General features: G+C 72.7%; 18 protein-coding genes. 6 read left to right on the top strand and 12 right to left on the bottom strand.

Annotation, left to right across the window (positions count from 1 at the left end; all coding sequences use genetic code 11):
- The first annotated feature begins 459 nt into the window (after positions 1-459).
- Both pknB and HA039_RS25505 read left to right on the top strand, forming a co-directional pair.
- Complete coding sequence (pknB, locus tag HA039_RS25510; protein WP_208298713.1) at positions 460-2,466, top strand: Stk1 family PASTA domain-containing Ser/Thr kinase; 2,007 nt, start codon at positions 460-462, stop codon at positions 2,464-2,466.
- Between the two features lie 6 nt (positions 2,467-2,472).
- Positions 2,473-3,432, top strand: coding sequence for a deoxyribonuclease IV (locus HA039_RS25505; protein ID WP_167033699.1), 960 nt, complete (start codon positions 2,473-2,475; stop codon positions 3,430-3,432).
- A gap of 54 nt (positions 3,433-3,486) precedes the next feature.
- Here HA039_RS25505 and HA039_RS25500 read toward each other — a convergent pair whose 3' ends face one another.
- Positions 3,487-4,116 (bottom strand): sulfite oxidase-like oxidoreductase, encoded by a 630-nt coding sequence (locus tag HA039_RS25500; protein ID WP_167033698.1) that lies wholly within the window; start codon positions 4,114-4,116, stop codon positions 3,487-3,489.
- Positions 4,117-4,271: 155 nt separating this feature from the next.
- Here HA039_RS25500 and bfr point away from each other — a divergent pair, with 155 nt between their 5' ends.
- Complete coding sequence (gene bfr / locus HA039_RS25495) at positions 4,272-4,751, top strand: bacterioferritin (RefSeq protein ID WP_167033697.1); 480 nt, start codon at positions 4,272-4,274, stop codon at positions 4,749-4,751.
- Positions 4,752-4,754: 3 nt separating this feature from the next.
- On the opposite strand, the gene HA039_RS25490 is transcribed toward bfr, so the two are convergent.
- Positions 4,755-5,015, bottom strand: coding sequence for a (2Fe-2S)-binding protein (locus HA039_RS25490; protein WP_167033696.1), 261 nt, complete (start codon positions 5,013-5,015; stop codon positions 4,755-4,757).
- 172 nt (positions 5,016-5,187) lie between these two features.
- Positions 5,188-6,540 (bottom strand): class II 3-deoxy-7-phosphoheptulonate synthase, encoded by a 1,353-nt coding sequence (locus HA039_RS25485; RefSeq protein ID WP_167033695.1) that lies wholly within the window; start codon positions 6,538-6,540, stop codon positions 5,188-5,190.
- A 275-nt stretch (positions 6,541-6,815) separates the two neighbouring features.
- Here HA039_RS25485 and HA039_RS25480 point away from each other — a divergent pair, with 275 nt between their 5' ends.
- Complete coding sequence (locus HA039_RS25480) at positions 6,816-8,726, top strand: anthranilate synthase family protein (RefSeq protein WP_167033694.1); 1,911 nt, start codon at positions 6,816-6,818, stop codon at positions 8,724-8,726.
- 79 nt (positions 8,727-8,805) lie between these two features.
- On the opposite strand, the gene HA039_RS25475 is transcribed toward HA039_RS25480, so the two are convergent.
- From HA039_RS25475 to HA039_RS25465, 3 genes are all read right to left on the bottom strand, one after another.
- The gene (locus HA039_RS25475; RefSeq protein ID WP_208298712.1) at positions 8,806-9,495 is read right to left on the bottom strand and encodes a response regulator; all 690 of its coding nucleotides are present in this window, start codon (positions 9,493-9,495) and stop codon (positions 8,806-8,808) included.
- Positions 9,492-10,805: a MacS family sensor histidine kinase gene (gene macS, locus HA039_RS25470; protein ID WP_167033693.1), complete on the bottom strand. Its 1,314-nt coding sequence runs from the start codon at positions 10,803-10,805 to the stop codon at positions 9,492-9,494. The genes HA039_RS25475 and macS overlap by 4 nt, the downstream gene beginning before the upstream one ends.
- A gap of 62 nt (positions 10,806-10,867) precedes the next feature.
- Positions 10,868-11,581 (bottom strand): lysophospholipid acyltransferase family protein, encoded by a 714-nt coding sequence (locus HA039_RS25465; protein ID WP_167033692.1) that lies wholly within the window; start codon positions 11,579-11,581, stop codon positions 10,868-10,870.
- Between the two features lie 148 nt (positions 11,582-11,729).
- Between HA039_RS25465 and HA039_RS25460 the strand changes: the two genes are divergently transcribed.
- A complete protein-coding gene (locus tag HA039_RS25460) occupies positions 11,730-12,509 on the top strand; it encodes an alpha/beta hydrolase (RefSeq protein ID WP_167033691.1) in 780 nt (259 codons plus the stop codon).
- Positions 12,502-13,140, top strand: a complete 639-nt coding sequence (locus HA039_RS25455; RefSeq protein WP_167033690.1) for a hypothetical protein — start codon at positions 12,502-12,504, stop codon at positions 13,138-13,140. The genes HA039_RS25460 and HA039_RS25455 overlap by 8 nt, the downstream gene beginning before the upstream one ends.
- 82 nt (positions 13,141-13,222) lie before the next feature.
- Here HA039_RS25455 and HA039_RS25450 read toward each other — a convergent pair whose 3' ends face one another.
- The 6 genes from HA039_RS25450 to HA039_RS25425 all read right to left on the bottom strand — a co-directional run bounded on the left by HA039_RS25450 (position 13,223) and on the right by HA039_RS25425 (position 18,287).
- A complete protein-coding gene (locus tag HA039_RS25450) occupies positions 13,223-13,978 on the bottom strand; it encodes an endonuclease/exonuclease/phosphatase family protein (protein WP_167033689.1) in 756 nt (251 codons plus the stop codon).
- A 165-nt stretch (positions 13,979-14,143) separates the two neighbouring features.
- The gene (locus HA039_RS25445; RefSeq protein WP_167033688.1) at positions 14,144-15,085 is read right to left on the bottom strand and encodes an ROK family glucokinase; all 942 of its coding nucleotides are present in this window, start codon (positions 15,083-15,085) and stop codon (positions 14,144-14,146) included.
- Positions 15,086-15,177: 92 nt separating this feature from the next.
- Positions 15,178-15,723, bottom strand: a complete 546-nt coding sequence (locus HA039_RS25440) for a DUF5304 domain-containing protein (RefSeq protein ID WP_167033687.1) — start codon at positions 15,721-15,723, stop codon at positions 15,178-15,180.
- Positions 15,724-15,791: 68 nt separating this feature from the next.
- The gene (locus HA039_RS25435; RefSeq protein ID WP_167033686.1) at positions 15,792-17,003 is read right to left on the bottom strand and encodes an ArsA family ATPase; all 1,212 of its coding nucleotides are present in this window, start codon (positions 17,001-17,003) and stop codon (positions 15,792-15,794) included.
- A 5-nt stretch (positions 17,004-17,008) separates the two neighbouring features.
- Complete coding sequence (locus HA039_RS25430; RefSeq protein ID WP_167033685.1) at positions 17,009-17,458, bottom strand: SRPBCC family protein; 450 nt, start codon at positions 17,456-17,458, stop codon at positions 17,009-17,011.
- A 55-nt stretch (positions 17,459-17,513) separates the two neighbouring features.
- Positions 17,514-18,287 carry a metallophosphoesterase family protein gene (locus tag HA039_RS25425; protein WP_243869744.1) on the bottom strand — a complete coding sequence of 258 codons (774 nt, stop codon included), beginning with the start codon at positions 18,285-18,287 and terminating at the stop codon, positions 17,514-17,516.
- Positions 18,288-18,387 lie beyond the last annotated feature (100 nt).

The following is an 18,387-nucleotide window of genomic DNA, read 5'->3' as shown; positions in this document are numbered from 1 at the left end:
GATGTCCTCAAGCGCCGGACGGGCTGATTGTGGCCCGGGCCCGTTGCCCCGTGCGGGTCAAGGACGTCCTCAAGCGCCGGACGGGCTGGAGGGGGTTGCGGTCGGGCGGGACCGTTGCGGTCAAAGATGTCCTCAAACGCCGGACGGGCTTGATTTGTCTGGACGCGCGCCTGGAAGGGGGGCGGGCAGGGGTCTTGTCCGGAACGTAGAGCGTGTTTTGTGTCGCGTGACGAGGGTTAATCAAGACAACTGGTCGCGCGCGACGTAAAACATGCAGTGCAGGACATGGCCCCTGCCCGACCCCCGGCGACAACCCGCGGATCGGATCCGGGCCGCAGCGGGCACCACCAAGCCCGTCCGGCGCTTGAGGACAAAGCAGTGACCCGCCCGGCGTCACAGGTGCGCTGCAAGAAGGGCGCGGGGGCTGCGGGTGGTGGGGCGGCTCGTAGACTCGGGAACGTGGATACGACCCTTCAGGACCCTCTCGTCGGGCAAGTGCTCGACAGCCGGTACCGCGTGGACGCGCGCATCGCGGTGGGCGGTATGGCCACCGTCTACCGCGCCCTCGACACCCGGCTCGACCGCGTCCTGGCCCTCAAGGTGATGCACCCCGCGCTCGCCGCGGACGCCGCCTTCGTGGAGCGGTTCATCCGCGAGGCCAAGTCCGTCGCGCGCCTCGCGCACCCCAACGTCGTCGGCGTCTTCGACCAGGGCGCCCAGGGCGCGTACGTCTACCTGGCGATGGAGTACGTCGAGGGCTGCACCCTGCGCGACGTCCTGCGCGAGCGCGGCGCGCTCCAGCCGCGCGCCGCGCTGGACATCCTGGAGCCCGTGCTCGCCGCGCTCGGCGCCGCCCACCGCGCCGGGTTCGTGCACCGGGACATGAAGCCCGAGAACGTCCTCATAGGGGACGACGGCCGCGTGAAGGTCGCGGACTTCGGGCTCGTCCGGGTCATGGGCGACGTCACCAACTCCACGGGCACGGTCCTCGGCACGGTGTCGTACCTGGCGCCCGAGCAGATCGAGCACGGCACCTCCGACACCCGCGTCGACGTGTACGCCTGCGGGGTCGTCCTCCACGAGATGCTGACCGGCGGCAAGCCGCACGCCGGGGACACCCCCGCGCAGGTGCTGTACCTCCACCTCAACGCCGACGTACCCGCCCCCTCCGCCGCCGTCCCCGGCCTCGCCCTCGAACTGGACGAGCTGGTCGCGGCGGCCACGGCCCGCAACCCCGAGATCCGCCCGTACGACGCCGTCGCGCTGCTCGCCCTGACCCGGGAGGCCCGCTCCCGGCTGAGCGACGCCCAGCTCGACGCCGTACCGCCGAAGGCCAAGCCCGTACCGGAGGGCGGCCCGGACAGCCGTACGACGGTGATCGAGCGCGTCCTGCCGCCCGAGGAGCCCGACGGCGCGCACAGCTCGCACCACGCGCACGCCTCCCACGGCTCGCACGGCTCCGAAGAACCCACCCGCAACACCAGGACCCCGAAGGCCGACGGCGTCCACCGCACCAGCCGCCTGGAGATGGCACCCCCCGATCTCCCCCATGCGGCGGCACCCCGCCGGACCGCCCGCCCGCCCCGCCGGGGCCTGATCGCCGCCGTGGTCGCGGTGCTGCTGGTGCTGGGCGTGGGCACGGGGGTCTGGTACATCAATTCCGGCCAGTTCACGCGCGTCCCCTCGCTGCTCGGGCAGTCCGAGCAGGAGGCGAAGAAACGGCTGGCGGACGCCGGCCTCGACGTACAGGTCAGCACCGACTTCAGCGACACCTTCGCGCGCGGCACGGTCATGGGCAGCGACCCGGCCTCCCGCGCACGGGTCCGCGGCGGCGGTCCGGTGACCCTCGTCGTCTCGCGCGGCCCGAAGGTCGTGAAGGTCCCGGACCTGGAGGGCGCGACGCTCGCCGAGGCGAAGCGGGCGCTGAAGCAGGCCGGGCTGGCCGCCGGGGTGGTGTCCCGGTCCTTCGACGACGGCGTCGAGCAGGGCGCGGTGATCAGCTCGGACCCCGCCGCCGGCGCCGAGGTGCAGCCCGACGCGGGGATCAGGCTCGTGGTCAGCAAGGGCAGCCCGCTGGAGATGGAGGACGTCACGGGCGAGACCCAGGAGGACGCCACGGCCCGGCTCACGGACGCCGGCCTCAAGGTGCGGATCGCCCCCGGGCGGGTGAACTCCCCGGTGGACGCCGGTTCCGTCGCCAAGCAGTCCGTGGCGGAGGGCCGGCAGCTGGCGCGCGGCGACACGGTCACGCTGACACTATCCAAGGGCCCGAGGCAGGTGACCGTCCCCGACGTCGAGGGCCGGAAGCTCGACGAGGCGAAGAAGGCCCTGGAGGACGCCGGCTTCCAGGTCAGCGTGGACCGGAGCTTCCCGTTCCTGGACGACACCGTCTCGGAGCAGTCCGTGGCGGGCGGCGACACGGCCCCCGAGGGCAGCACGATCACCATCAAGACCAAGGGACTCTGACCACCCATGCCCGACCCTGCCCCAGGCCGCACCCCAGCCGAAGGCCGCATCCCGGCCGAGGGTCGCCTCCCGGCCGGAGGCCGCGACCCTGTCGCGGGCCGCAACCCCGTCGGGGGCCACGTCCCGGTGGCCGGCGGCCTCGCCGCGACCGGCCTGGCCTACGCCCGCGAGCTGGGCGCGGAGACCGTCCAGGTCTTCGCGGCCAATCCGCGCGGCTGGGCGACCCCCGCCGGGAACCCGGCGCAGGACGAGCTGTTCCGCGCCGCGTGCGCCGACGCGGGAATGCCGGCGTACGTCCATGCCCCGTACCTGATCAACTTCGGCTCGCACACGGAGGCGACGGCGGACCGGTCCGTGGACTCCCTGCGCCACAGCCTGCGCCGGGCGCGGGAGATCGGTGCGCCGGGGGTCGTCGTGCACACCGGTTCCGCGACCGGCGGCCGCTCCCGCGAGGTGGCGCTCGCGCAGGTACGGGACCGGATGCTGCCGCTGCTCGACGAGCTGACCCGGGACGACGATCCGTTCCTGCTGCTGGAGTCGACGGCGGGGCAGGGGTTCTCGCTCTGCTCCAGGACGTGGGACTTCGGCCCGTACTTCGAGGCGCTGGACTCCCACCCCAAGCTCGGGATCTGCCTGGACACCTGCCACATCTTCGCCGCCGGCCACGACCTCGCGGAGCCCGGCGGGACGCACCGGACCCTGGACCTGCTGGTGGAGACGGTCGGGGCCGGGCGGCTCAAGCTGATCCACGCCAACGACTCCAAGGACGTGGCGGGCGCGCACAAGGACCGGCACGAGAACATCGGGACGGGCCACATCGGCGAGGACGCGTTCCGCGCCCTGTTCACGCACCCGGCGACCGAAGGCGTCCCGCTGGTGATCGAGACACCGGGCGGCAAGGAGGGGCACGCGGCGGACGTGGCCCTGCTGAAGAAGCTCCGGGAGCAGGCGGGGCAGGGGAAGTAGCCCGTACGGCGGCCCCAGAACTCTAGGGCCTGTCCGGGAGCGCCAGGACAGGTCCTAGAGCTCCGGGCCCTCGCCCGGCCCCTCCTGGTACGAGTAGCGCTGCTCCGCCCACGGGTCGCCGACGTTGTGGTAGCCGCGCTCCTCCCAGAAGCCGCGGCGGTCGGCCGTCATGTATTCCACGCCCCGGACCCATTTGGGCCCTTTCCACGCGTACAACTGGGGTACGACGAGGCGCAGCGGAAAGCCGTGCTCGGCGGTGAGCAGTTCGCCGTCCTTGTGGGTGGCGAAAATCGTACGGTCGGCGGCGAAGTCGGCGAGTCGCAGATTGGCGCTGAAGCCGTATTCGGCCCAGACCATCACGTGGGTGACGTCGGGCGCGGGCGGGGCCAGTTCCAGGACCGTACGGGCGGGCACTCCGCCCCATTCGGCCCCCACCATGCTGAACTTCGTCACGCAGTGCAGATCACCGATCACGGTGGAGAACGGGAGCGCGGAGAATTCCTGGTGATTCCAGCAGTGTTTGTCGCCGTCGAGGGTGGCGCCGAAGACCCGGAATTCCCAGCGTTCCGGCCGGAACCGGGGGACGGGGCCGTAGTGGGTGACCGGCCAGCCGCGCTGGAGGCGCTGACCTGGTGGAAGTTCGGCCTGATCCGGCTCTTGACGTTCCCGGTTCGGCTGCCCCATGCGTTCCATGGTGACAGACCGGAAGGGGTGGTCATGACCAGGTCTCGCCGGATTCGGGCAACTGGTGGTAAGCGTGCACTTACTGGACGCCCCCCGGTGGCGGTGCGAGGATTCGCGCATTCCTGCCCGTCACCCGCCTGGAAGGAGCCGCCGCGATGCAGGGCGACCCCGAGGTCCTCGAATTCCTCAACGAGCAGCTGACCGCGGAACTGACCGCGATCAATCAGTACTTTCTGCACGCCAAGATGCAGGAGAACTTCGGCTGGACGAAGCTCGCGAAGTACACGCGCGCGGAGTCGTTCGACGAGATGAAGCACGCCGAGCTGCTCACCGACCGGATTCTTTTCCTGGACGGCCTGCCGAACTACCAGCGGCTGTTCCATGTCCGGGTGGGGCAGACGGTCACCGAGATGTTCCAGGCGGACCGCGAGGTCGAGGTGGAGGCGATCGACCGCCTCAAGCGCGGGATCGACGTCATGCGCCAGAAGTCGGACCACACGTCCAAGCGGATCTTCGAATCGATCCTGGCGGACGAGGAGCACCACATCGACTACCTCGACACGCAGCTCGCGCTGATCGAGAAGCTCGGTGAGCCGCTGTACCTCGCCCAGGTGATCGAGCAGCCGGACAGCTGACCGTCAGGCGGCCTCGCCCAGGCCCGTGCGGGTGACGACGGCCGGGGCGGACTCGGCGGGTACGGCCTCCGCGAGCAGCTCCCGGCGGGGGCACACCGCTCCCCGCCCCAGGAGGGACTGGATACGGCGCACGCACGAACCGCAGTCGGTGCCGGCCTTGCTGGCCGACGCGATCTGGCGCGGGGTGCAGGCGCCGCTGTCCGCGTGTTCCCTGACCTGCTTCTCGGTGATGCCGAAGCACGAGCACACGTACACGCGGTTCACCTCCGGCGGGATCGGTGGGGCAGCGGCAACGGACGGTCGCCCCGACCGTCCCGGTGAGGCAAACCTAACCTTACCCATTGCGGCCCGCACGCAAAAGTCCCGGAACGGACGATGGGGTGCGGATCACACCGATCCGCGCCCCGTCGTGCGTTCTCGGCGCCTGTCCGCCGGCCTACTGCGCGCGGTACATCTCCGCGACGAGGAAGGCGAGGTCCAGCGACTGGCTGCGGTTGAGCCGCGGGTCGCACGCGGTCTCGTAGCGCTGGTGCAGGTCGTCGACGAAGATCTCGTCGCCGCCGCCCACGCATTCCGTGACGTCGTCGCCGGTCAGCTCCACGTGGATGCCGCCCGGGTGGGTGCCGAGGCCCTTGTGGACCTCGAAGAAGCCCTTGACCTCGTCCAGCACGTCGTCGAAGCGGCGGGTCTTGTGGCCGGAGGCCGCCTCGAAGGTGTTGCCGTGCATCGGGTCGGTCACCCACGCCACGGTCGCGCCGGAGGCGGTGACCTTCTGGACCAGCTCGGGCAGCTTGTCCCGCACCTTGTCCGCGCCCATCCGGACGATGAAGGTCAGCCGGCCGGGCTCCCGGTCCGGGTCGAGGCGGTCGACGTACGCGAGCGCGTCGTCCACCGTCGTCGTCGGGCCCAGCTTGACGCCGATGGGGTTACGGATCCGCGAGGCGAACTCGATGTGCGCGCCGTCCAGCTGGCGGGTGCGCTCACCGATCCAGACCATGTGGCCCGAGACGTCGTACAGCTCGCCCGTCCGTGAGTCGACGCGGGTCAGCGCCGTCTCGTAGTCCAGCAGCAGTGCCTCGTGCGACGCGTAGAACTCGACCGTGCGGAACTCGGCCGGGTCGGTGCCCGCGGCCTTCATGAAGTTCAGCGCGTTGTCGATCTCGCGGGCGAGCTGCTCGTAACGCTGGCCGGAGGGGGAGGACTTCACGAAGTCCTGGTTCCAGGCGTGGACCTGGCGCAGGTCGGCGTACCCGCCGGTGGTGAAGGCGCGGACCAGGTTGAGCGTCGCGGCGGAGGCGTTGTACATCCGCTTGAGCCGCTCCGGGTCCGGGACGCGGGACTTCTCGTCGAACGCGAAGCCGTTGACCGAGTCGCCCCGGTAGGTGGGGAGGGTCACGCCGCCCCGGGTCTCGGTGTCCTTGGAGCGGGGCTTCGAGTACTGCCCGGCGATGCGTCCGACCTTGACGACCGGCACGGACGCCGCGTACGTGAGGATGGCGCCCATCTGGAGGAGCGTCTTGAGCTTGCCGCGGATGTGATCGGCGGAGACACCGTCGAAGGCCTCGGCGCAGTCGCCGCCCTGGAGCAGGAACGCCTCGCCCTTGGCGACGGCGGCCATCCGGGCCCGCAACTGGTCGCACTCGCCGGCGAAGACGAGCGGGGGGTAGGACTCCAGCTCGGCCACCACTCCGCGCAGGGCGTCCCGGTCCGGATACTCCGGCTGCTGGGCAGCGGGAAGATCTTTCCAGGTAGGCACATGGGTCGCGGGGTTCTGAGCGTTCACTGTCACGCGCCCAGATTACGTGGTCGCGGCCTGTGCCATGGCCGACGCTCACAGTATGGAACGCTTCGCGCCTCGCGGGGGGCGGATGCGCTAGGGTGCCGTGCATGTTCGCGCACGCACAGCAGACCTGGTGGTGGACCGCTCGCTCGGCGGCCCACTGATTCAGCGCGCGACACGAATCGAGAAGGCCGCCCGAGGGGCGGCCTTCGGTGTTTCCGGGTCCTTCCGGAAAGCGGGCCGTTCCTCGTCACCCGGAAGCTCACCCGGAAGGAACACCGCCCATGACCGAGACCTCCACCGCCGCTCTCCTCGACCGGCTCCTGGACCCCGCCTCCCCGCCGTTCGCCCTGCTCCGCCGCCGCACCCCGGGCCGTGACCACGACGTGGTGGAGCTGCTGATCGGCCCGGTCCAGGAGGCAGCGCGCCTCGCGGACCTGCCGGACGGGTCGCGCACCGCCCTCGCGCTGGTGCCGTTCCGGCAGATCAGGGAGCGCGGCTTCGACGTACGGGACGACGGGACGCCCCTCGCGGTGCTCGTCGCGGACGAGCGGTACGAACTGCCCCTGGACGAGGTGCTCGGCCTGCTGCCGGAGCACGCGGTACGGGTCGAGGGCGGCGCCTTCGACGTGGACGACGAGCGGTACGCGCGGATCGTGCGGCGGGTCGTCGAGGACGAGATCGGCAGCGGCGAGGGGGCGAACTTCGTCATTCGCAGGACGTTCGAGGGGCGGATCCCCGGCTTCGGGCGCGCCGACGCCCTCGCGCTGTTCCGGCGGCTGCTCGCCGGGGAGCGGGGCGCGTACTGGACCTTCGTCGTGCACGCCGGGGAGCGCACCCTCGTCGGCGCCAGCCCCGAGGTGCATGTGCGGATGAGCGGCGGGACGGTCGTGATGAACCCGATCAGCGGCACGTTCCGCTATCCGCCGGGCGGGCCGACGGCGGAGGGCCTCCTCGGCTTCCTGGGCGACCGCAAGGAGACCGAGGAGCTGTCGATGGTCGTCGACGAGGAGCTGAAGATGATGTGCACCGTCGGCGACCGGGGCGGGGTGGTGATCGGGCCGCGGCTCAAGGAGATGGCCCATCTCGCCCACACCGAGTACGAGTTGCGCGGCCGGTCCTCGCTGGACGTGCGCGAGGTGCTCAAGGAGACGATGTTCGCCGCCACCGTGACCGGGTCGCCCGTGCAGAACGCCTGCCGGGTCATCGAACGCCACGAGGAGGGCGGGCGCGGCTACTACGCGGGCGCGCTGGCCCTGATCGGCCGGGACGCGGGCGGGGCGCAGACCCTCGACTCGCCCATCCTGATCCGTACCGCCGACATCGACGGCGAGGGCGGCCTGCGGGTGCCGGTCGGGGCCACGCTCGTACGGCACTCGGACCCGGCGGGCGAGGTGGCGGAGACCCACGCCAAGGCGGCGGGGGTGCTGGCGGCGCTGGGGGTACGGCCGGGGCCGTCGCGCACCGCGCGGGAGGCCCCGCGCCTGGCGGACGACCCGCGGGTGCGGGCGGCGCTGGACGCGCGGCGGGCGGACCTCTCGCCGTTCTGGCTGAGGATGCGGACCGCGCCGGCGCCGCTGGCCGGGCACGCGCTGGTCGTGGACGGGGAGGACACCTTCACCGCGATGCTCGCGCACCTGCTGCGCTCGTCCGGCCTGGAGGTGACGGTGCGGCGCTTCGACGAGCCGGGCCTGCGCCCGGCGGCGCTGGCGCACCCGGGACCGGTGGTGCTGGGGCCGGGGCCGGGCGATCCGGCGGACCCGGCGGATCCGAAGATGGGGCTGCTGCGGGAGCTGGCCGCCGGGCTGCTGCGGGACCGGCGGCACGGGCTGCTCGGCATCTGCCTGGGCCATGAGCTGATCGCGGTCGAACTGGGCCTGGAGACCGTGCGCAAGCGGGTCCCCCACCAGGGCGCGCAGACCGGCGTCGACCTGTTCGGCCGGGCGGAGACGGTCGGGTTCTACAACAGCTTCACGGCGACCTGCGACGACGCGGCGGCGGTGGAGCTGGCGGCGCACGGCATCGAGGTGAGCCGCGGGGACGGCGGTACGGACGACGGCGAGGTGCACGCGCTGCGCGGCCCGGGCTTCGCCTCCGTGCAGTTCCACCCGGAGTCGGTGCTGACCCTGAACGGCCCGGAGATCGTACGGGAGTTGCTGGCCGGGGCGATGAGCGGCGCCCGCGCGGGGGTGTGAGCCGGGCGGCCGGGCGGGCCGGGGGCGTCGAGCGCCCCGGTCCGTCCGGCCCGCCGGCGCGCGGGGGGCGCCGGGCCGGTCAGGCGTCGTCCAGGCCGCGTTCGATCGCGTACCGCACCAGCTCGACGCGGTTGTGCAGTTGCAGCTTGCCCAGGGTGTTCTGGACGTGGTTCTGCACGGTCCGGTGGGAGATGACCAGCCGCTCGGCGATCTGCTTGTACGACAGCCCCTTGGCGACCAGGCGCAGCACCTCGGTCTCCCGCTCGGTGAGCTGGGGGGCCTTCGGCTCGTCCGGGGCGGCGGGGGCGGGCTCGGAGGCGAGCCTGCGGTACTCCCCGAGGACCAGCCCGGCGAGGCCGGGGGTGAAGACCGGGTCGCCGACGGCGGTCCTGCGGACGGCGTCGACCAGCTCCTCCGTACTGGCGGACTTGAGCAGGTAGCCGGTGGCGCCGGACTTGACCGCCTCCAGCACGTCGGCGTGCTCGCCGCTGGCCGAGAGGACCAGGACCCGCAGGCCCGGCTGGAGGCCGACCAGTTCCTTGCAGACCTGGACGCCGGGCATGCCGGGGAGGTTGAGGTCGAGGACGAGGACCTGCGGGGCGGTGGCCTTCGCCCGGCGTACCGCCTGCGGGCCGTCCCCGGCCGTGGCGATCACCTCGAACCCGGCCGCGTCCAGGTCGCGGGCGACGGCGTCGCGCCACATCGGGTGGTCGTCGACGACCATCACCCTGACCGGACCCGCCGTCGTCCCCGTCATGTCCGTGCTCATCGCTCCGCCTTCCCCCGTGGGACCCGCAACTCGACTTCCGTGCCCTGGCCCGGGACGGAGATCAGCTCGGCCGTACCGCCCAGGTCCCGCAGCCTGCCACGGATCGACAGGGCGACGCCGAGGCGCCCCTCGCCCTCCGCCTGCGCGAGCCGGCCCTCGGGGATGCCGGGGCCGTCGTCCCGTACGGTCACGACCACCTCGTCCGGGTCGTCCTCGACCAGGATCCAGGCGCGGGCGTCCGTACCCGCGTGCCTGCCCACATTGTCCAGGGCGGCGCCGACTGCGGCGGCCAGCTCGCGCGCGGCGGCGGGCGCCAGCAGGACCGGGGCGCCCGGCTCGGCGAAGGTGACCTTCGAGCCGGTGTAGGGGGCGAGGAGCGAGCGCAGGTCGCACGGCGCCTGCGGGCCGGCGTCGGGGGCCGCCCGCCCCTTGCCGAGGCCCGCGCCCCGGCCGTGGTCGTGCCGGTGGTCCGGACCGCCGTCCCGCCGGGGGCCCGGACCGTGGCCGGTCCCGTCGTCCTGACCGTCGTCCGTACGGAGGAATCCGCCCCCCGCGAGGGCGTCGTGGGAGGCGCGGGCGGTGGGGACGAGGCCGCTGGAGACCAGGGTCCGCAGGGCGATCTCCTGCTCCCCCGCCATCCTGCCCAGCTCGGCCGCCTCGCCGCCCAGGGCCGTACCGCGCCGCTGCACCATCGCCAGCACCTGTAGGACGCTGTCGTGGATGTCGCGGGCGAGGCGCTCGCGTTCGCGGGTGGCGGCCTCGATCTCCAGGGCGTGGGCGAGGACGCGTTCGGAGGCGCGGGCCACCTCCACGATGTAGCCGATCGCGATCGAGGCGATCCACACCAGCAGCACGTTGTGGAGCGTGTCCCTGCTGGGGTGGGCCCGCTCGACGAGATTGGCGACGGCGACGATGGTGGAGGCGAGCGCCGCCCACCGCCAGCCGCCCTTGATCGCGAAGGCGAGGACGGAACCGGCGGCCCATATCGTCGGCAGGGTGGGGCCGTCGACGTGCTGCGCCTGCTCGTCGGCGAGCGGGGTGAGCAGGATGCCGACCACGGCGACGGTGAGGTCCGCGACCAGGAAGCGCTTCGTGCAGCTCGCGGCGTTCGCCACCCGGGGCAGGGTCGCGGCGGTCCAGACGGCGAGGAACGCGAGGAAGGCGATCGCGACCCAGGGGCGCTCGAACTTCCCCCGCTCGAACACGAACAGCAGGATCGCGTAGACGGCGGTCAGCACCCGGTAGCCGGTCAGCGCCCGCCACAGCGGCTGCTCGACCGACATCCGTACGACACGCTCACGCTTGACCACGACCCCGCCCCCGTTCCGCTCCGCGGCCCCCCGGCCGCGTCCCGCCCGTGCCCCGCCCGCCCTCACTCGCCGGTGGGGCTCTTCTCCTTCGCCGCCTCGGCCAACTGCCGCTTCGCGGCGGTCGCGTAGACGTCCACGTACTCCTGACCGGAAAGCTTCATGATTTCGTACATGACCTCGTCGGTCACCGAGCGCAGGATGAACCGGTCACCCTCCATGCCCTGGTACCGGCTGAAGTCCAGCGGCTTGCCGATCCTGATGCCCGGGCGCATCAGCTTGGGCACCACCTTCCCGGGCGGCTGGATCTTCTCCGTGTCGATCATCGCGACGGGGATGACCGGGGCGCCGCTGGCGAGCGCCACCCGGGCCAGGCCGCCGGGCTTGCCCCGGTAGAGCCGGCCGTCGGGCGAGCGGGTGCCCTCGGGGTAGATCCCGAACAACTCCCCCTTGGCCAGGACGTCGACGCCGCTCTTGATCGCCGCCTCACCCGCCCCGCGCGCCCCGGAGCGGTCCACCGGCAACTGCCCGACGCCCTTGAAGAAGGCGGCCGTCAGCTTGCCCTTGATGCCGGGCGTGGTGAAGTACTCGGCCTTCGCGATGAAGGTCACCTTGCGGTCGAGCACGGCCGGGAGGAAGAAGGAGTCCGAGAAGGACAGATGGTTGCTCGCGAGGATCGCCGGCCCCTCGGCGGGAACGTTCTCGATGCCCTCCACCCAGGGTCTGAAGGCGAGCTTCAGCGACCCTCCGACGGAGAACTTCATTGCACCGTAGATCAACTCGGATGCCTCCTGTGTGCTGTCCGACTGACCTTAACCCGTGCGCGTCCCGCGCTGTCCTTCCTGGGGGCCGAACGCACCTGGTCGGTGTCGGTCCGGTCGCGTACGGTGAAGTACATCTTCCGAGCCTCACGAACAGGAGACCCCGGTGCCGGTCCTTCCTGGAGCCGAGCCGTACCACCACGAGGGCGGCGAGGCCGGCGTCCTCCTCTGTCACGGCTTCACCGGTTCCCCCCAGTCGATGCGTCCCTGGGGCGAGTATCTGGCGGAGCGCGGGCTGACGGTGTCGCTGCCGCTGCTGCCCGGGCACGGCACCCGCTGGCAGGACATGCAGTCCACCCGGTGGCAGGACTGGTACGCGGAGGTGGACCGGGAGCTGCGCGAGCTGCGGGAGCGGTGCGCGCAGGTCTTCGTCGCCGGGCTCTCCATGGGCGGGGCCCTGACGCTGCGGCTGGCCGCCAAGCACGGGGCGGCGATCAGCGGGATCGTCGTCGTCAACCCGGCGGTGCGGATGCACGGGGCGGCGGCGTACGCGCTGCCGGTGCTGCGGCACGTGATCCCCTCGGTCGGGGGGCTGGCGAACGACATCGCCAAGGACGGGAAGGTCGAACTGGGCTACACCCGGACGCCCCTGCACGCCGCCTACTCCCTGGGGAGGCTGTTCCGTCTGGTGGACGCGGCGCTGCCCCAGGTGACGCAGCCGCTGCTGCTGTTGCGCAGTCCTCGGGACCATGTGGTGCCCCCCTCCGACTCCGCCCGGGTGCTGTCCCGGGTCTCCTCGACGGATGTCCGGGAGGTCCTGCTGGAACAGAGCTACCACGTCGCGACGTTGGACCATGACGCGGAGCGGATCTTCGAGGAGAGTCACGCGTTCATCGGCCGGCTCGCTCCGACTGTCGGGAAGAAGGGGAGCACCACCGGTGGCTGAGCAACATGACGCGGACCGCGAGCCGCAGCCGATCGACGAGGACGCCGCCTGGGCGGCGATCGTGGCCGGGTACGGCGACGAGCCCGCGGACCCCCCGGGCGCCAAGCCGTTCAAGTCGGTGGACGGCCTGGCCCTGCTGGAGGGCGGGACGAACAGCACCGGGGGCGGCCAGGAGCCGGACGGCTCGTCCCCGGACAAGGGTTCCGAGAAGCATCCTGAGAACGGCGCGGAAAAGACCGCGGACCAGCCCCGCGACGGCGGGGCGGACGGCGGTACGGACGAGGTGAGGCCCCCGCTGGGGGGTTCGGTGATCTTCGCCCCCGGGGTGGGTTCCCCGGTGGCGGGCCCGCGTGACTACGCGCCGGCGGAGGAGTCGGACGACGAGGGGCACTTCGTCCCGCCGGAGCCGCCGCCGCTGCCGGAGGCCGACGTCACGTCGAAGTTCGCCTGGCTGGGGGTGGTGGGCGGTCCCGTGCTGATGCTGGTCGCCGTGCTGCTCCAGTGGGACATGACGTGGTGGCTGACCACGATCTGCGTGGGCGGCTTCCTGGGCGGGTTCGCCACGCTGGTGGCGCGGATGAGCCACGGCGACGAGGAGGACGACGACCCGGGCCGCGGCGCGGTGGTGTAGCGCTCACGCGGCAGGAAGCACAGGGCTTGAAGCACAGGGCTCGCGGCCCGGGCGGTGTCGGTGCGCCCGGGCCGGCCCGCGTTCAGGACGCGGGGACGCGTACCGCGGCCAGGACCGGCAGGTGGTCCGTGGCCGTCCTCAGGTCATGGTCGGTGAGGCCGGGCAGGCCGCGCGGCACGCCGCAGCCGAGCACCTCCACGCCCTCCGTGGCGAAGAGCGCGTCGATGCGCCGGGGCGGCCCGCTCCGTACCCAGGTGTGCTCCCCGCCCCACGGCGCGGCCGACCAGCAGTCCTGGAGCTTGGCCGCCAGCCGCCGGAAGGCGCCCCGGTCCGGCGGCTCGTTGAGGTCGCCGCCCGCGACCGCGTGGGGGACGTCCAGCCCGTCGAGGCGGTCGAGCAGCATCCCCGCCTGCGCCTCGCGTTCGGTGGCGTCCAGGCTCAGGTGGCAGCTGAGCACCCCGAGCCTGGCCCGCCCGAACCGGACGACCGCCGTCGCGAACCCGCGCCGGTGCAGACCGGGGGTACGGGGCAGCAGGACGTCCTCGGTCCGCTCCACGGTCGCGCGCAGCGAGCAGAGCAGCAGCGGGCCGGCCGCGGTGCCCCCGCCGCTCAGCACCACGAGGTCGGTGCGGGAGGCGAGCCAAGCGGCGCGCTTGCGCCAGCGGAAGAACAGCGGGGCCTCCTGGATCAGCACCAGGTCGGGCGCGCAGGCCTTGATCACCCGGACGAGTGCCTCACGGTCGTCCCGCATCGAGCGGATGTTGTAGCTGAGGACCCGGATCACGGCCGAACCGTCCGGCTCGGTACGGGAGTCGGGCAGCGGTGGCGGCATTTCCATGGTCACCAGATTACGTGAGGGGCACACGAGGTTCCGCGCCGACACCGGCCGCCACCACGCCGTCCGGCCGCCGGGCACCCGCCCCGCGCCTCCCCGGACATGGCTGTGCCCGCCGCACCCCCGCCAGGGTCTGTCCGGCGGGTGCGACGGGCACAGTCGTACGGCTCAGCCCTGTCTGGCCAGGTCCGCGGCGCCCACCAGCCCGGCCTCGCCGCCCAGTTGGGCCGCGAGCACCTGGGCGTGCGGCCGCCACTCGCCGCCGATCAGCCAGCGGCGGAAGGACTTGCGGATCGGGTCGAGGACCAACTCGCCCTCGTCCGACACGCCTCCGCCGACGATGAACGCGGACGGGTCGAAGAGCGAGGCCAGGTCGGCCAGGCCCGCGCCCGCCCAACGGGCCAGCTCCCGGAAGGAGTCGACGGCCACCGGGTCACCGGCGCGGGCGGCGGCGCTGATGTGCCTGCCCTCGATGCCCTCGGGGGTGCCGTCGCCGAGACCGAGCAGCGTCGCGGCGTTCTCCGGCGTGGCGTTGGCGCGCTGGCGCGCGTACCGGACCAGGGCGCGGCCGGACGCGTACTGCTCCCAGCAGCCCTGGCTGCCGCACCCGCACAGCAGCCCGTCGGGGACGACCCGGATGTGGCCGAACTCCGCCGCCACGCCGAAGCGTCCGCGGCGCAGCTTGTTGCCGATGATGATGCCCCCGCCGAGTCCGGTGCCGAGGGTGATGCAGATGACGTCGTCGTGGCCCTGCCCGGCCCCGAACCTGTACTCGCCCCAGGCGGCGGCGTTCGCGTCGTTCTCGACGACGACCGGCAGCCCGACGCGCTGTTCGACCTTGTCCTTGAGCGGTTCGTGCCGCCAGTTGATGTTCGGCGCGAACAGGACGGTGGCGCGCTTGTCGTCCACGTAGCCGGCGGCGCCGATGCCGACCGCCTCGATCTGGTGTCCCTCGCCCGCACCGGAGACGGCGGCGCAGATCGCGTCGACGATGCCTTCGGCCGTCTGCGGGGTGGGCACCTTGTGCATTCCCCTGATGGTGCCCTCTTCGTCGACCACGCCCGCCGCGATCTTGGTGCCGCCGATGTCGACGCCGATGGTGAGTCCCATGAGTCCCTCAGTTTTCGGTCGTGCCCCGCTAAGGCCAACCGTACCCGAGGGCGGGCGCCCGCCCGGTCGGTCCGGTGCTTCGGACCGGCTGTTCAGTCCAGGTCGATGCGGCCGCCCGGACCTGGTCCTTCGTCCCTGGGGTCCGTGGGGTCGTCGGAGCTTTTCGTGTCGTCCGTGACACCCGGGGCGCCAGGAAAGGCCTGCTCGTCGTTTCCGTACCCCTTCACGCCGTCCGTACGCTCCGCGGGCGGTACGTCCCGTCCGTCGGACGGTCCCTTGGTCCAGCGGCTCTCCTGGCCCTCGACCGCGTCGCGGTAGGCGGCGAGCAGCTCGTTGCCCGCGGCGGCGAGGTGGTCGAAGACGCCGGGGTTGCGCTCGATGACCGGTTCGACGGCGGCCCTGGCCTGGTTGATGAACTGCTGGACGGCGCCCTGGGCGGCCATGCCGAACAGCGGGTTCTGGAGCGAGGTGACCTTGTCGGTGACGGCGTCGACCAGCTTGCGCAGTTCCTCGGAGGCGGAGGCGGGCGGGCGGCCGTGGACGGCCCGGCGGCGGGCCTTCTCCGCCTCCAGGTCCTCGGCGCACGCCGTGGCCCAGGCGTCCGAGTCGGCGGCGGGGCGCTCGGTGGATTCGCTCATGGGGTTCTCCTGCGTCAGGGACGGCGGAAGGGTGTACCTCCGACGGTACCCGAACGGCGGTACGTCGTTCAGTTCGAACGCGGCCACAGGGCGGGGTCGGGGGTGAACCTGACGCGCAGCAGGCCGTCCGTGAGGGCCGCCCCGGCGACCGTGCAGCGGCGCAGCACGGAGGGCAGCGGCACGATCCGGCGGAACGGGCCGACGGTGAGGACGAGTTCGTCGTCCCGGCGCACGAGGGTGAGTTCGCTCTTGGCGACGCCGGGCAGCGGGAGGCACCAGACCAGCAGGCCGTCCTCGGCGAGGCGGTCCTCGACCCGCCCGGGTTCCTCGCGGGGGCCCGTCCCGGCCGGTCCGTCCGGGTCCACGGCGAGTCCGCCGGCGGCCGTGTCCAGCAGGGCCAGGTCGTCGGGTCCGTGCGGGTCGCGGCCCAGGTGGGTCACGGGGCGCAGGGCATCGGCCGGGTGTGTTCCGGTGCCGCGCCACGCGTCCAGGCTCTTGCGCTGCTGGGCGGCCAGGGTCGCCAGCCAGGGGTCGGCGGAGTCCTGCGGCAGCAGCCGGTTCGGTACGAGCGGGTCGACGGCCAGGCCGTACAGGGCGGCCCCGGCGCGGGCGAGGCGCAGGGCCTCCTCCCCGGCGGGTCCTGGTTCGGCGACCAGGCGCAGGGTGGTCCCGCGGTCCTCGATCACCGACTGGACGGCGGCCAGCTCGGCGTCCCGGTGGGCGGCCATGTCGTACAGCCACTGGGCGGGCATGGGGACGCCGGCCAGCTGGGCCATCATCGGGCGCAGGGCGCGCGCGGCCTGCCGTTCCCGGGGCAGCAGCCGGCGCAGGTAGCGGCGCAGCTGTTCGGGCAGGGCGAGGGTGGCGAGGGCCTCGCGCGGCGGGGGCAGGTCGACGACGAGGACGTCCCAGTCGCCTTCCGCGGCCCGGCGCAGGGCGTGCAGCAGGGCGAACTGGCCGCTGCCGGGGAGTTCGGTGAGCTCCTCCTCGCGCAGCGGGCGGGCGCCGAGCAGGTCGAGGGCGGGGGTGACCCGTTCCTGGAGGGCGAGCAGTTCCGTACGGAAGTGGTCACCGGAGTCGACGCGCGCGGCCCACAGGCCGTCCCTGATCCACGCGGGGTCGGCGGGACCGGGGCCCGGGGGCGTGCCGAGGAGGGTGTCGAGGGGGTCGGCGGACAGCAGCAGCGTGCGGCCGCCGCTCCGGGCGGTGGCGAGGGCGGTGGCCGCGGCGACCGTCGTACGGCCCGCACCGCCGGGACCGGTGACGAGGACCGTACGCATACGGGTCAGGCTCCGGGGACGGACTCGACGCGCTTCTTCAGCCCGGCGAGCGCGCGGTCGATGATGACCTTCTCGGCCTTGCGCTTGATCATGCCGAGCATCGGGATCTTGACGTCGACGGTCAGCCGGTAGGTGACCTCCGTGCGGTCGCCGGCGCCGACGGGCGCGAGGAGGTACGAGCCGTCGAGCGAGCGCAGCATCTGGGACTTCACGAGCGTCCAGCTGACCTCGTCGTCGCCCGTCCAGGTGTACGCGAGGGTGTGGTCGTCCTTGATCGCGCCGGCGTCCAGGACGAGTCTGACCTGCTCGGCGCGGCCCTGGGCGTCGCGCTGGAGCACCTCGGCCTCCTTCACCTCGCCGGTCCACTCGGGATAGCGGGCGAAGTCGGCGATCACGCCCATGACGTCGGCCGGTGCCGCCTCGATCGTGATGCTCGAACTGGTGTGTTCCGCCATCGCCGTGCTCCTCAGTGCTGGGTACGCGGTGTGCAGGCTATCGCGACCGCGCCGGTCACCATTCCAGTGCCCACGGGCGCCCGGTGGCGGCGAAGTGGCCGACGTTCACGCACTCCGTGGCACCGACCCGCATCCGGTGTGCCAGAGGCTGGTGCACGTGGCCGAACAGGGCGTAGCGGGGCTTCGTACGGTGGATGGCGGCCAGGAGTGCCCGGCTGCCGCGTTCGAAGCGGCGGGCGACGGTGTCGTACGTCAACTCGGGCACGTCCGGCGGGATGTGGGAGCACAGGACGTCGACGTCGCCGAGGGCCTCGACCTTGGCGGCGTACTCCTCGTCGGAGATCTCGTACGGGGTGCGCATGGGGGTCCGGAGGCCGCCGCCGACGAAGCCGAAGACGCGGCCGCCGATCTCGGCGCGCTCGCCGTCGAGGACGGTCGTGCCCGGTCCGGCGTACTCGGGCCAGAGCGTGGGGATGTCGACGTTGCCGTAGGTGGCGTACGTAGGAGTGGGGAGGACCGCGAACATCTCCGCGTACTGGCGGCGTACGGCCCCCTCGATGGCGGCGGAGGGTTCGACGTCCAGCGTCGCCCACAGCTCCCGGCCGAAGTCCCTGGCCTCGTCGAAGCGGCGGGCGGTGCGCAGTTCGACGATCCGGTCGGCGTTCCCGACGCCGAACAGGTCGGGGAAGATCCCGCGCGAGTGGTCGGCGTAGTCGAGGAAGAGCACGAGGTCACCGAGACAGACCAGGGCGTCGGCGCCCTCGCCGGCGGTGGCGAGGGCCCGGGTGTTCCCGTGCACGTCGCTGACCACGTGGACTCGTGTACCCATTCGCGCACCTCGCATGACGATCACCCTAGGGGCTGCGGCGTCCCACCCGGCAGAGGGGGCCGGACCTGCGGTTACCTCCATGGTGTCGGAGGCGTGGACT

Source organism: Streptomyces liangshanensis, assembly GCF_011694815.1.
GTDB classification, from domain to species: Bacteria; Actinomycetota; Actinomycetes; order Streptomycetales; family Streptomycetaceae; genus Streptomyces; species Streptomyces liangshanensis.
Note: the sequence above shows the minus strand (reverse complement) of the source record. Positions and strands in the feature narration are given on the sequence as shown.

Excerpts from the sequence above, each read along its gene's own strand:
- HA039_RS25505 (WP_167033699.1), top strand. The coding sequence starts at position 2,473 with ATGCCCGACCCTGCCCCAGGCCGCACCCCAGCCGAAGGCCGCATCCCG.
- HA039_RS25500 (WP_167033698.1), bottom strand. The coding sequence starts at position 4,116 with ATGGGGCAGCCGAACCGGGAACGTCAAGAGCCGGATCAGGCCGAACTT.
- bfr (WP_167033697.1), top strand. The coding sequence starts at position 4,272 with ATGCAGGGCGACCCCGAGGTCCTCGAATTCCTCAACGAGCAGCTGACC.
- HA039_RS25480 (WP_167033694.1), top strand. The coding sequence starts at position 6,816 with ATGACCGAGACCTCCACCGCCGCTCTCCTCGACCGGCTCCTGGACCCC.
- HA039_RS25475 (WP_208298712.1), bottom strand. The coding sequence starts at position 9,495 with ATGAGCACGGACATGACGGGGACGACGGCGGGTCCGGTCAGGGTGATG.
- HA039_RS25450 (WP_167033689.1), bottom strand. The coding sequence starts at position 13,978 with ATGGAAATGCCGCCACCGCTGCCCGACTCCCGTACCGAGCCGGACGGT.
- HA039_RS25445 (WP_167033688.1), bottom strand. The coding sequence starts at position 15,085 with ATGGGACTCACCATCGGCGTCGACATCGGCGGCACCAAGATCGCGGCG.
- HA039_RS25440 (WP_167033687.1), bottom strand. The coding sequence starts at position 15,723 with ATGAGCGAATCCACCGAGCGCCCCGCCGCCGACTCGGACGCCTGGGCC.
- HA039_RS25435 (WP_167033686.1), bottom strand. The coding sequence starts at position 17,003 with ATGCGTACGGTCCTCGTCACCGGTCCCGGCGGTGCGGGCCGTACGACG.
- HA039_RS25430 (WP_167033685.1), bottom strand. The coding sequence starts at position 17,458 with ATGGCGGAACACACCAGTTCGAGCATCACGATCGAGGCGGCACCGGCC.
- HA039_RS25425 (WP_243869744.1), bottom strand. The coding sequence starts at position 18,287 with ATGGGTACACGAGTCCACGTGGTCAGCGACGTGCACGGGAACACCCGG.